General features: G+C 47.8%; 10 protein-coding genes. All 10 read right to left on the bottom strand.

Annotated features, from left to right (window positions below; all coding sequences use genetic code 11):
• Positions 1 to 19: 19 nt before the first annotated feature.
• Positions 20 to 1,285 carry an STAS domain-containing protein gene (locus RF679_RS01555; RefSeq protein WP_309482473.1) on the bottom strand — a complete coding sequence of 422 codons (1,266 nt, stop codon included), beginning with the start codon at positions 1,283 to 1,285 and terminating at the stop codon, positions 20 to 22.
• A gap of 497 nt (positions 1,286 to 1,782) precedes the next feature.
• Positions 1,783 to 3,780 carry a TonB-dependent receptor gene (locus RF679_RS01550; RefSeq protein ID WP_309482472.1) on the bottom strand — a complete coding sequence of 666 codons (1,998 nt, stop codon included), beginning with the start codon at positions 3,778 to 3,780 and terminating at the stop codon, positions 1,783 to 1,785.
• A 75-nt stretch (positions 3,781 to 3,855) separates the two neighbouring features.
• Positions 3,856 to 4,125 (bottom strand): hypothetical protein, encoded by a 270-nt coding sequence (locus RF679_RS01545; protein ID WP_309482471.1) that lies wholly within the window; start codon positions 4,123 to 4,125, stop codon positions 3,856 to 3,858.
• A gap of 222 nt (positions 4,126 to 4,347) precedes the next feature.
• Complete coding sequence (gene dksA, locus RF679_RS01540) at positions 4,348 to 4,752, bottom strand: RNA polymerase-binding protein DksA (protein WP_309484059.1); 405 nt, start codon at positions 4,750 to 4,752, stop codon at positions 4,348 to 4,350.
• A gap of 316 nt (positions 4,753 to 5,068) precedes the next feature.
• Positions 5,069 to 6,130 (bottom strand): CobW family GTP-binding protein, encoded by a 1,062-nt coding sequence (locus RF679_RS01535; protein WP_309482470.1) that lies wholly within the window; start codon positions 6,128 to 6,130, stop codon positions 5,069 to 5,071.
• 6 nt (positions 6,131 to 6,136) lie between these two features.
• Positions 6,137 to 6,631, bottom strand: coding sequence for a Fur family transcriptional regulator (locus tag RF679_RS01530; RefSeq protein WP_309482469.1), 495 nt, complete (start codon positions 6,629 to 6,631; stop codon positions 6,137 to 6,139).
• A gap of 159 nt (positions 6,632 to 6,790) precedes the next feature.
• Positions 6,791 to 7,732: a tyrosine recombinase XerC gene (gene xerC / locus RF679_RS01525; RefSeq protein WP_309482468.1), complete on the bottom strand. Its 942-nt coding sequence runs from the start codon at positions 7,730 to 7,732 to the stop codon at positions 6,791 to 6,793.
• 55 nt (positions 7,733 to 7,787) lie between these two features.
• Positions 7,788 to 8,447 (bottom strand): DUF484 family protein, encoded by a 660-nt coding sequence (locus tag RF679_RS01520; protein WP_309482467.1) that lies wholly within the window; start codon positions 8,445 to 8,447, stop codon positions 7,788 to 7,790.
• Positions 8,448 to 8,527: 80 nt separating this feature from the next.
• Complete coding sequence (gene dapF, locus RF679_RS01515) at positions 8,528 to 9,403, bottom strand: diaminopimelate epimerase (RefSeq protein ID WP_309482466.1); 876 nt, start codon at positions 9,401 to 9,403, stop codon at positions 8,528 to 8,530.
• Positions 9,404 to 9,564: 161 nt separating this feature from the next.
• Positions 9,565 to 11,889, bottom strand: a complete 2,325-nt coding sequence (locus RF679_RS01510; protein ID WP_309482465.1) for a methyl-accepting chemotaxis protein — start codon at positions 11,887 to 11,889, stop codon at positions 9,565 to 9,567.
• Positions 11,890 to 12,143: the final 254 nt, after the last annotated feature.

Genomic DNA, 12,143 nt, shown 5'->3' with positions numbered 1-12,143 from the left:
GCGAATAGAAAAAACGTGACTAAACGTGCTTACGAGGCATAATCGCCGCCACATTCTTAAGGCCCATGGCGTTAAATAAGTGCATGACCAAATAATTCACTTCCGTAAATTGAATTGGTTTGCCTTGACCCGAAAGCGGCACCAAGCCATTCAGCAATTGAGCGGACGCGCCAAATTCAACGCGCTCGAGATTCTTACAATTAAGCACAACCACATCGTGTGATTTGGCGTATTCGAGAATCTCTTGTACCAGATCTTCTGTTTTGCCTTCCACCACACGCGGCATGAAATAGCCTTCCGCACGCATTTCGGTATTCGGTGGCGGCGCCTCGGCAACTGCCGTCGTAATTTTATTGGCTGGTGCTTCATACGCTGGGGGAGACACTTCGAAAGTGACGCAGTAATCAATACTGGTTTCCTCGAACGCCTCTTTCATCTGCAATAACTGCAGAATTTCCATCAATAACAGCCATGGTGCTTCGGTTTCATCACGACGTCCCACTTCCAAAATATTTTGGATCTGGGCCGTCAAGTTTTGTGCGGCAACCATGACCAAATCATGCTTGCTCTTCTTGAGGTTGCGGATCGCGCGTAGCAACAATCCACATCCGACAGGATCAACCGATTTCACTCGTCCAAAATCAAGTCGCAGTACCTTGCTTTGCTCACTCAAATTATTGAGCTTCTGTAGTAGCTTGATAATTTCGCCATCAAGTTGAGACGGGAACATGATTCCTGGAGTCGCTTTGGGATCTGCAACGCTGTCATCGTCAACATCGATTGACTGTTCTGAGTTGCGCCACACTGGAGGCGAGGTCTCATACTTGCCCGCATAATCGAGCGACAAGCTCTCAAAAGCATATTGATTCTGTTCAATCTGATACAAATCGAATAGCATGAACCAAGCGATTGGCGTTGCATTACCCAAATTATCAAGATCGATCACGCTGCGTAGCATATGTTCAGCGACCTTAATTTGGCCCGTCGCAAAAAGAATCGCAGCTTCTTCCAAGATTGGAACAGACTCCGATTGGGAAACTGCATGCGCTTGAATTTCAGTGTGCCCCGACAATAATTCCGTGGTTGGCAAATTCAACGCGATCGTGCTTTGAAAATCGGTCGCAATGAAATCCGAGTGAAATTGATTGGGCTCGGTTCGCTTCAGCGGATCAGCCGATGGTTTCGGCGGGGGCGTTTTGGGGCGCCCCATATCGCGCGACATTTCAAACTCAATCGCGTCAATTTTTCGTTCTGTGGCACGTGCGATGTGTTTTTTCTCCGTCATTAGATGTGACAAAGCCTCGTCATCTTGAAACTGCCCGATGACGGTGTTCTTGGCTTTTGGCCGAGGTTTTTTGGAAAGCGGTTTTTCCGAGCTTACTTCCTCGTCTTTACCCGTTTTCTTTCCGAAAAGCTTAAAAATCCCCACAGCAACCTAACGTAGAAATAAAGAATACCTTTTTAACATTATCACAACAAAACCGGCTTGCTTCAAATATATTACATGAACAAGAGCGCCTTCATGCTGAAGTATAGACGGAATTCAACTGTTTTTGCTGACATATCCCCACTACACCTCAACATAATCCGACAATTGCGCAAAAACTACCGTAGAAGGCGAGAATCATAAATTTTCTACAACATCACTGTATTTCGCCCAATGCGCTGCTTTCTGTAACGATCATGCCGATCTACAGGTCGACTTCCAAGCGCCAAGTGACCTGCATTTACATAACAAAGAACTCAAAAGTTACAAAATTTTACCTTTGCCGCGTTACCAAATTAGAAATTTGCACGCAGTCCTAACACCAGACCTCGGCGTGGCTGCGGAACAGTTTCCTTCAATATGGACGTCGCTAAACGAATATCTTGATCAAACAAATTACGTACTTGCATAAACCAAGTTAACTGCGCGTATTGGTAAGGATGAGTGTAGGTCACATTCAGATCCACTTTAGTGAACGCTGGCGTCACAAAACTTTCGCTGTTCGCGAGTCGATCCTGTTTTTGCGCATGGAGAATGCTCAGAGTCCCGCGCCACGCGTTTTGACGATAACCGATATCTAATCCGAAACGATCAGCTGCCTGCAAAGGTAAATTGCCCTTCCTTTCAAGTGTGCCTCGTGATGTGTCTGCGAAACCTCGCAAGGAAAATCCATCGCCCAATTGGTTGTAAGAAATCTCTGCCTCGCCACCGCGAATTGTTGCATTGGCCTGCTTCCAGTGTCGCTGCATAAACTCGCCATCGGGATCGACATCACCTTCTTCATTGACTCGAACGCCATCGACCTGACCATATACATAATCACGTACTCGGTTCACAAATGTATTGATTTTCCAATGCCATAAGCCGGAGGATTTTTGCAAACTGAATTCGAGATTGCGCGAAGTTTCCTTGCGCATTTGGCTATTACCAATATCAAAGGTTAAGGTTGACTCGTGCGGGCCACGCGAATAGAGCTCTTCGGTACTTGGCGCGCGTTCTGCAGTCGAAAGGCTGGTCACGATTTCCAAATCTTTTGATAATGGAATCATCGCGCCAGCGGAAAAAGAAGAGAGCGAAAAACTACGCGCAGGCTCACCAAATTGAGCTTCTGGTTTACGCTCGACATTTTCAAGGCGCCCACCAAAACTGGCGGTAAAGTCCTGATACTTCTTTTGCTCTAACAAGAAAGCGGCAATCGAAGTCGAACGTGTGCTCGGTACGGTATCAGCGCGGCCAGTATCGGCAGCCAAAGCTGAAAAGCTACTATTCTCCGTATGAAGACCTAAGCTACCTTCCCAACCACTCCAGTTGGTATGTGATGCTGTCAGGCGAGTTTCTACTGTCTTGTTTTTAAATTCGGTTGCTGGAGTACCGTCTTCCATTTTTTCAGTATGCGCGTAGTCGGTTGCGCCCAACTTCAATTTCAAGGAATCGAATACCAAGAACGATTGGAACACAGCGCCATCAATATCGAATCTTGTTTGTCGCAGATCGATGAAAGAATGCTCGTCCGTTGGAATACCGTATTTATCTTCCATACGTTGCAAGGAGGCGCCGAAGTGGCCCCACCCTTGAATCAAAGATGCTCCGATACCCAAACTTTTTTCCTGAGAGAAGCTCGATGGCAGTGTGCCGCGTATCTCGCCGCTTCCGTCTACATTGGCGGCACCTGGAATTTTATAATTTCCAGCGTCTCGTGCATTGCCATCCAAATGCAAGGCAATGTTATCTATCGAACGATCCAAAAAGAAAGAAGCGCTCTTTTCTTGATTGACTGCACCGTACTTAATTTCTGCTTCACCGCTCAGTTGCTTGCTGAGTGTAGTGGGGATACGCCCATCAACCACATTCACAAGACCACCGATTGCGCCACTGCCATACAACAAAGCAGCGGGGCCACGCAGGATCTCAATTTGCTGAGAGCTTGCGGTTTCGCTCGCAACAGCATGATCGTTCGATACACTGGAAACGTCGGCGACCGCCATACCATTCTGTAAGATTTTTACGCGAGGACCTTCCAAGCCGCGAATGATTGGACGAGAAGCACCCGCGCCGAAACCAGAAGCGCTAACACCTAGCTCAGCCCCCAAGGTTTCCCCTAGTGAGCTACCGATTTTCGAACGTAACTCATTGCCAGATAAAATTTTGGTGGGGCTCAAAATCTGCATGCTCTCTTCTTTTCCAAGAGGATTAGCAGAAACCGTCACCGTAGAAGTTTGTGCCCACACTGATGCGGTGAAAGGCGAGAAAATCGAGAGAATTGCACTTGCAATTATTTTGCGTTGAATAGACATACGACACCCTAAAAGAAACAGGAAATGAAACACCGACATTGCGGTAATCAATACTTTTTGAAACGAGCTGATCTTTTAAAAGGGCGGAGCGCGCGACTGGAAAGAAAGTTGCACTGGCAGTTTAATTGAGAAAATCAAACCCAGGCTTTGTTCACGTGGAAATGAAATCGCTTCCAGATCCCACGCTAGGCTGTGCTGTACTGCATCGAAGATGGTCGATCCATCGAACAGCAAACAGGAGTGAATTTGCGCTTCTGCATCGCTGAGCTTTCTAAGCTCTAACTTGCCTTGGTCATCAAAACTGACCGTGAGAACATCTCCCCCATAGGTACTGAAGTGAGACATCCGATGCGCAAACCCAAGATATTGCGAGAACAAAACAGCGCATAACGCCAACCAAAGAATGGCTCTCGCGAAGGGCTGTCGAAATTTTCTCTGTTCAAGCAACATCGAATTTTGATATCAGAAGAAGAATGGTTGAGATCAGTTTAGTGCCACAAAGTTGCATCTATTTACGTAAAAAATGCGCAGTGATAGCTGCGCATTTTGAGTCGATGCAATCAGTGATCAATCACCATAGAGCTTTTGTTTGAGCTCGCGTCGTTGCTGTGCTTCGAGTGAAAGCGTGGCAGTTGGACGCGCCAATAGACGAGGTACGCCAATTGGTTCGCCAGTTTCTTCACACCAACCATAATCACCAGCGTCGATTGCAGCGATCGATTGTTGAACCTTACGCAGCAATTTGCGCTCACGATCACGGGTGCGCAATTCCAAAGAGTGTTCTTCTTCTATCGTCGCACGATCAGCTGGATCTGGCACAAGTACCGTTTCGCGCAAGTGCTCTGTCGTTTCATCAGCATTCTTTAGCAAATCTTTTTCAAGTTGCTGCAAGCGTGCTTTGAAAAACGCTAATTGCGCTTCATTCATATAGTCCTTCTCACCCATCTTCAGAATTTCTTCTTCGGTGAGCAAAACAGGCGCTTCATTGACTGCTGCAGTCGATTTAGATGATTTAGTTGCCACTTCGCTTACTTTCGATACATCGGGTTAATCTATACAAGTTACGAACTCCGGTAGAGCCCGCAGCTTCCCCTCAAGGAACATTCCAGGCCCTTCGTCATTCAATGAACCATTACTGAACTCATAGAGCGCCCTCTTTGACTGGCGCGACCAACTGAGTTCCGTGATTCAAACGCGTATGGCCTAGTATAGTGTCTGCTTGTTCCGCATACAAACCTATTGAATTATTCGGCGACCTTCAGGCTGAATAATTCAATAGGGCGCTAGTTTATACCAAACATTGCTCCAAACCTTGAATAAAAATCTCTTTCGGTAGATTTTTACCAATAAAAACCATTTTGCTTTCTTTTGGTTCATGTTCCGCCCATTTTCCCCCTATATCAGTCCCCATAATTTGGTGAACTCCTTGGAAAATCACTTTGCGGTCGGCGTGTTCCATATACAACACTCCTTTGTAACGCAACATGCGCGGACCATAAACCTGTACCAAACCACCTAGAAAATAATCTAATTTTTCTGTATTAAATGGACGCTCAGTGCGGAACACAAACGCTCCAATGTCATCGCTATGGTGTGCATGGTGATGATTATGGTGACCATGCTCATGATGATCATGCCCATGCGCATGGTGATGATCGCAATGCTCATCACAGGCATGTTCATGGGACTCTTCCGCACGCAGAAAGTCTGGATCAAGCTCGAGCTTGGCATTGAGATTGAAGCCTTTGAGATCCAACACTTCAGAAATAGGAACCCGACCAAAATCACTGGACACGATACTCGCACGTGGATTCATCTGCACGAGGCGCGCCCGCAAAATAGCGAGTTGCTCAGGCGTCACTAAGTCTGTCTTTGACAACAGAATCTTATCGGCGAAACCAACCTGCCGCTGTGCTTCCTCATGCTCATCGAGCTGTTGCATCGCATGCATAGCATCGACCACGGTCACGACCGCATCAAGCATATAGTGAGTGCCCGCTTCTTCGTCGACAAAGAAGGTCTGTGCGACCGGACCAGGATTGGCCAAACCCGTCGTTTCAATAACCAATCGATCAAATTGAATTGCGCCCGCGTCGCGTTGTTCGATCAACTTACTCAGGCCGGAAATCAAGTCCCCGCGCACGGTACAGCAAATGCATCCATTGTTCATCTCAATGATTTGCTCATTCGTTTCCTGAAGCAAAATCGCATTGTCGATGTTTTCTTGGCCAAACTCATTTTCGATCACGGCAATCTTAAAGCCATGGTTTTCCCGCAAAATACGATTCAATAAGGTCGTTTTTCCAGCTCCCAAGAAGCCGGTCAAGATAGTAGTCGGTATTAAAGCCATAGGTCCTCAACAAGATTCATTACACTGATCGCACCAACCCTTAATAGTCATTTCGACACTCTGGGCCGCAAAGCCGGGGCGCAAACTAGCACGCAACTGCGCCTCAATCAGGTCGATCATAGGTGCCTGCTCAAGGCAGAAAACTTTGGCGCATCGCAAACATTGGAAGTGCCCATGTTGGTGGGACTGTTGTCCATTAACATGCTGCGTACTATGGGCAGTTCCGAATCGAAATCGCGTGATGCGATCATCGCCGATGATTTTATGGGCGAGGCCCGCCTCAGCTAAACTATCAAGGGAACGGTATAAGGTCACCCGATCAATTTCAGGCAGATCTTCTTGCATCTCCGTGTGTGACATCGCACGTTGCTGAAGCAACAAAAGACTCAAGACGCTAATGCGCGGAGTTGTGACACGCAATCCCACCGAGCGAAGGGCAGAACGCGCTTCTGCAGCCCCATCTTGCTCGGATAAATAGTGGCGATGAAAGTGATCAGACATATATCAAAAATCAAACACACAGAAAGGCAAACTCACTTTCTGAAACGAAGATGCCGCCGCATTATGCCTCATTTGCAATCCAGTTGCAAAATCAGCGGTGCCATCAGTTCGTTTTATTAAAACGCTCTACTGCCACAGCAGTTCTCGTCTTAGAAAGATTTAGTCTTTCTTCTTCGCACGCGGATGAGCAGCATCATACACTTGTGCCAAATGTTGGAAATCAAGTGCCGTATAGACTTGCGTGGCGGCGATCGAACTATGCCCTAGCATTTCCTGCACCGCTCTCAAATCCCCGGAAGATTGCAAGACATGTGAAGCGAAAGAATGGCGCAAAACGTGGGGATGGACATCACTACTAATCGATGTCTTCTGCGCATGTTTTTTAAGGCGCAATTGCACCAAGCGCACCGACATACGCGTGCCGCGTGCCGTTAGAAAAAGCGGACGCGCATCCGTTTTCACAAGCTGGGGACGTGCGTCAAGCCAAGTCCTGATCGCAGACAGCGCTGCACCACCCACTGGGACGATCCGTTGTTTGTTTCCTTTACCCGTGACGTGCACTTCGGCTTGCTCCAGATCGATCCATGCAGTGCTGTGATAGCCCGCATCAGAAAAATCGCGCAGATCGAGCGCGACTAATTCGGAGACCCGCAGCCCACTCGAATACAAGAGTTCAAACATCGCATGATCCGCTAAAGCCGACGCGGCGTCTCCAGTCGCCTCTGACACCAGACTGACCGCCTCATCAGTGCCGAGCGCTTTGGGGAGAGATTTGCTTTTTTTCGGGGCTTTCACACCATCGACGGGATTTGCCACCAAGTTGGTAGACTCCGCCAGCCAACGATAGTATCCACGCCAACTCGATAGTTTGCGGGCGATGCTACGCGGATTGAGTCCTTGCGCATGCAACTTCGAAGTGAACCGTCGGATATCGAAGTAGCTCAGCTGGGAAAGATCTCGCGATTGTGCGAAATCGAGTAATTCTTGCAGATCAAGCTGATAGTTTTTGAGGGTATGGTGAGATAGCTGGCGTTGATGGCGCAAGACGTCCACATATTGTTGAACGCTGGCGCTCGAACTTCCGTTGAACTGGCTCTCCATGCCCTCTATCCTTACTCAGACTGTTTCTGAACAGGGATCTTTATACTGCGACTGATTATAAGTCGATCATGCAATACAAAGCGGCGCTCGTGGTATCCCCAATTTTCGCCAGGAAATCGGTTGCCATGTCTTTGGTAAATCGACCAGGATCTGGAGATCCCAGCACCAACAAACCAAAGGTCGGCGCATCTGCCTCGATCCGTAACGGCAACATCGCCATCGAAGCAATCGCGCGATCCGACTCAATCCAAGAAGCCGCTTCAAAATCTTGATTCTTCCCACAGAAGGGGGTTGTCATACCTTTCGCAAACAACTGTACGTCTTCGGTAGTCGGCGCGGCAAACCAAGTATGTTTAAAATCTTCCGCCACATTCCACAAGCGCAAAGTGGCGTGTGGAAGATGGAAAATATCTTGCATGCTCTTGGTCAAGATATACGGCAAATCCACATCGTTACGCGCCAACAACAACTCGCGCGTCCATGCCTGAAACTTGGCGGTGATTACATCATTATCTTGCGCGACCCGCATCAATTCAGCCAGACGCAACTCCATGTGCTTGAGCTTTTCTCGCACAATTTCCATCTGACGTTCTTGCAATGAAATGGTGCGTCCCATGATAGGACTCGTCAGTTTTACACTCGCGAGCAACTCAGCATGCTCTTCGAAAAAATGAGGGTTGTTACTCAAATAATCTGCAATATCTTGAGAATTCATAAAATCTTCAGTTCATTTAGAAAGTTCACTTAGCACTGTGCTTGTTGAGGCCAAACACCGAGGTCTTTTTCTCTATGTTGTTAACTTAGCCCCGCTGATACGTCAGGCACCTCAATTTCACCTTCAAATACAGCGACTGCAGGCCCACTCAACAAGACCGGATGCCCTGCACCTTGCCATGCAATTTGTAAGCGACCGCCTCGCATATCAACCTGCACTGGAGACTGCAACAATCCTCGTCGAATCCCTGCAACAACAGCAGCACAAGCGCCTGTGCCACAGGCGAGAGTCTCGCCCGCACCGCGTTCATAAACACGTAGTTGAATATGGCGAGGGGTAATCACCTGCATAAAACCAGCATTGACGCGTTTCTCAAATCGCGAATGACGCTCAATCTGCGGACCTTCGACCTCGACTGGATGCAGCTTGGCATCTGCGACGAGTTGTACAGCATGAGGATTTCCCATTGAGACGCTGGAAACTTGCACACTTCCTTGCGCCAAGGGAAGCTCCCACAAGGTGTCTTCTTCTTGGCTCGCTTGCGGCAGGCCTTCACAATTGAAATGTGAAGCACTGGGTCGGCAATCTGGCACTCCCATATTGACCGTTATCAAACCTTCGGCATCGATCGATGGTTCAATCACACCCGACATTGTTTGTACACGGATGCTGCGTTTTTGCGTCAGGCCTTTGTCAACCACAAACCGCACAAAAGCGCGCGAGCCATTTCCGCATTGCTCTACTTCACCACCATCAGCATTAAAAATCCGATAACGGAAATCAATGTCAGACGATGCCGCTTTCTCAACCACTAGAATCTGATCTGCGCCGATACCGAAACGACGATCTGCCAGGTAGCGCCATTGCTCCGGACTGAATGCGATCGTTTGATTAATAGCGTCAATCACAATGAAATCATTGCCCGCGCCGTGCATTTTAGTGAATTTCAGTTTCATGCTTGCATTATAGCGCGAGTGAGCATGCCTAAACACTATATCTACGGATGGCCCAAGCTAAAGCACAAACGCGTACGAGACCAACCCTCACACTTCAATTCGAAGCTTTGGTCAGACGGAACTGAGTGCCTTTTTAGATTCGAGACGGGGAGCTGAAATACCTAGACAGATTTATAGACACCACATCCGATCACAATATCATCATCGATACGTTCAATGTATGAGGATTTCCATTCCACCCGTTTAGAGACGGGGTTTTCGATCGAATAGTCGACCCATCCACCGCTCGCAGGCAGAGCGAATGCATCGGCAACAAGCTGTTTTCCATCTAGGCCCGGGACATGGAATAAATTGACAGACAGCTTTTCCTCATTACCCGCAAAGGCACAATATTGACCTTGACGATCAAAGGCAAACACATACATATCACGATCAGAAAACTGTTTTTCTGCGTCGAGGGTGATCCGCGACAATACATCCATGCCGACAATTCGATACAGAGCAGAAGCTTTTTTCACCATTGCGAATGCTTCATCAGCCGTACCTTGACGCAGCCTAAAGGTTGAGACCACCTCTTTGAGTCGAACCGCGCGGTTTTCCAGTTCACTCGACGCATATTTCGCATTCTCTGCCATTTGCGAATTACTTTTCGTGATGGCATCTAGTTCTCTGATTGCATCCGAGATATGGATGAGACCATCACTCTGTTCAGCACTGGCCACGGAAATGGAATTAATGTCTTTCGCTAAATTGCGGATCCCGCCAACAATATCGGTCAAGGTCATACTGACATCGTTAATTTGCTCGACTCCTGACTCGACCCGATTCACGGCATCGTCGATCAATCGCCGAATTTGTCTTGCCGACTCAGCGCTACGCTGCGCCAAATTCCTGACTTCATTGGCGACCACAGCAAAACCCTTGCCTTGCTCACCTGCATGCGCCGCTTCGACCGCAGCGTTGAGCGCCAGAATATCGGTTTGAAAAGCAATTTTGTCGATCATGCTGACAATTTCTTGAATTTTCATCGCGCTTTCATGGATGCCATTCATCGTCTGAACCGCTGACAACATAATGTCATTGCTCGACTCTGCGATCATCCTGACGTTTGAAGCCAAGTTATCGACCGATTTGGCGTTTTGCGCATTGGTGCGGACCGTTTCACTGAGGCTCTCGACACTAGTCGTGGTATCGAGCAAACTATGCGCCTGTTGCTCGGTACGAATCGCCATATCGTTAATACCCTCAGTCAGATTCTGACCTAACTCCAACACCATACTGGCATTGGTTCGAACATTTGCCACCAAGGCTGAAAGATGGTGGCTCATTTGTTCAAGCGCAGCGCCTGTAATGGCAAGTTCATCTTTGCCTTCCACATGCACAATCTGAGTTAAATCACCAGCCGCCACAACTTTCGCCGAGCCCTCTAAGGTTTCGATCGCGCCGACAAAATTCAAGTAAAAACCGTAGGTAAAATACAGCGTTGCGGCAATTGAAACCAGTAACAAGAAAAGTGTTAGATAAGACTTGGTATGGCCGAAACCAACGCGATTGCCCAGAATTGTTTGTAGTCGCTTGTTCCAATAATCTTGCAGTTGAAGGCTCTGCGCCGAGGCTTGCTTAGTCGATTGAAGCAAGGCTTTCACATCGACTTTGAGTTCGGGATCTTTCAACTGCGCTTGCAGCAACGAGAGAAATGTTTGGCTATCTGTCTTGGCCTTCGCATAAAATGCTGGGGCCTCTTCACCACTCCTCTCCAGTGCTGCTTGCATACGCTCAGTTTGTTGAATCGCCTTCAGCAACGCATCGCGTGCTGAAGTGAGCTCCGCATAGTCTAGCGGCCCGTTATCTCCCGCCTGAGCCAAGATGACGCTCAGTGATGACAATCTTGATAACGACTCAATCCATTCTGGGAGCCGTTGCAAGCCAACATCCATGAGTAGATAGCTATCCGACTCGGGATCAAACAGGAGGCCACTCTTCTCGTGAATCAAATCTGTCAGCTCGTGCAACTTACGAACTAAGTCGTCGAAACGGTGGAGTGTTGCATTGTTTTGCTCACTCGTGATGGCCTTAAGATCTATAGCAATCTCGGACCAAGTCTTCGCTAACTCAGGTGCCTTGTTGTCGTTTAAGGTACTTTCGAATTGTTTAACCGACGCCTGTAGGTCTGCATGTGACTTTTTTGCCGCGACCAGCAACTTCGGATCACTCGCTCCCAACAATTCAGTATGGATCATACGATCCGCCTGCAATTGATGAATGATTGCAAAAACTTGGCGAGAGGCGACGACACCAGCGAGCTCGTCACGTGCGATATTTAATTCTGAATTTTGCTTTGTAAGTAAACTCACTCCCAAAACAAGAATCGCCACGCAAAAAGCGCTGAGCATACCGACCAACTTTGTGCGCAAGCCGATTTTGCTCATCAACTTTGAGCTGGGCGTCATGATGCGATCGATAATTTCCTCGCTAGACAGCTTCATAGCATTCGATTCCTTTAGGAAAAAGTTGCTCACCTATTCTCGCAGATTTCCGTACGAACAGAGTTGAGATTTGCCAATAGGATACAAATTAATTGCCAAAATAAAAGTTTTCCTTGGAAATCACAAACCAGTACACTTTATTAAATTGTCATTCATACTGTACCGGTCTTTTTGCAGACTACTGTGCATGGGGACTGAGGAATACACATGTTACTGTCCTGCCCGCACAAATCGAGCACTGCTTTGATGACTTA

Origin of the sequence: Undibacterium cyanobacteriorum (assembly GCF_031326225.1) — a bacterium.
In the GTDB taxonomy this organism is placed as follows: domain Bacteria; phylum Pseudomonadota; class Gammaproteobacteria; order Burkholderiales; family Burkholderiaceae_D; genus Undibacterium; species Undibacterium cyanobacteriorum.
Note: the sequence above shows the minus strand (reverse complement) of the source record. Positions and strands in the feature narration are given on the sequence as shown.

Excerpts from the sequence above, each read along its gene's own strand:
- RF679_RS01550 (WP_309482472.1), bottom strand. The coding sequence starts at position 3,780 with ATGTCTATTCAACGCAAAATAATTGCAAGTGCAATTCTCTCGATTTTC.
- RF679_RS01555 (WP_309482473.1), bottom strand. The coding sequence starts at position 1,285 with ATGACGGAGAAAAAACACATCGCACGTGCCACAGAACGAAAAATTGAC.
- RF679_RS01510 (WP_309482465.1), bottom strand. The coding sequence starts at position 11,889 with ATGAAGCTGTCTAGCGAGGAAATTATCGATCGCATCATGACGCCCAGC.
- RF679_RS01535 (WP_309482470.1), bottom strand. The coding sequence starts at position 6,130 with ATGGCTTTAATACCGACTACTATCTTGACCGGCTTCTTGGGAGCTGGA.
- dapF (WP_309482466.1), bottom strand. The coding sequence starts at position 9,403 with ATGAAACTGAAATTCACTAAAATGCACGGCGCGGGCAATGATTTCATT.
- RF679_RS01545 (WP_309482471.1), bottom strand. The coding sequence starts at position 4,125 with ATGTCTCACTTCAGTACCTATGGGGGAGATGTTCTCACGGTCAGTTTT.
- RF679_RS01530 (WP_309482469.1), bottom strand. The coding sequence starts at position 6,631 with ATGTCTGATCACTTTCATCGCCACTATTTATCCGAGCAAGATGGGGCT.
- RF679_RS01520 (WP_309482467.1), bottom strand. The coding sequence starts at position 8,447 with ATGAATTCTCAAGATATTGCAGATTATTTGAGTAACAACCCTCATTTT.
- xerC (WP_309482468.1), bottom strand. The coding sequence starts at position 7,732 with ATGGAGAGCCAGTTCAACGGAAGTTCGAGCGCCAGCGTTCAACAATAT.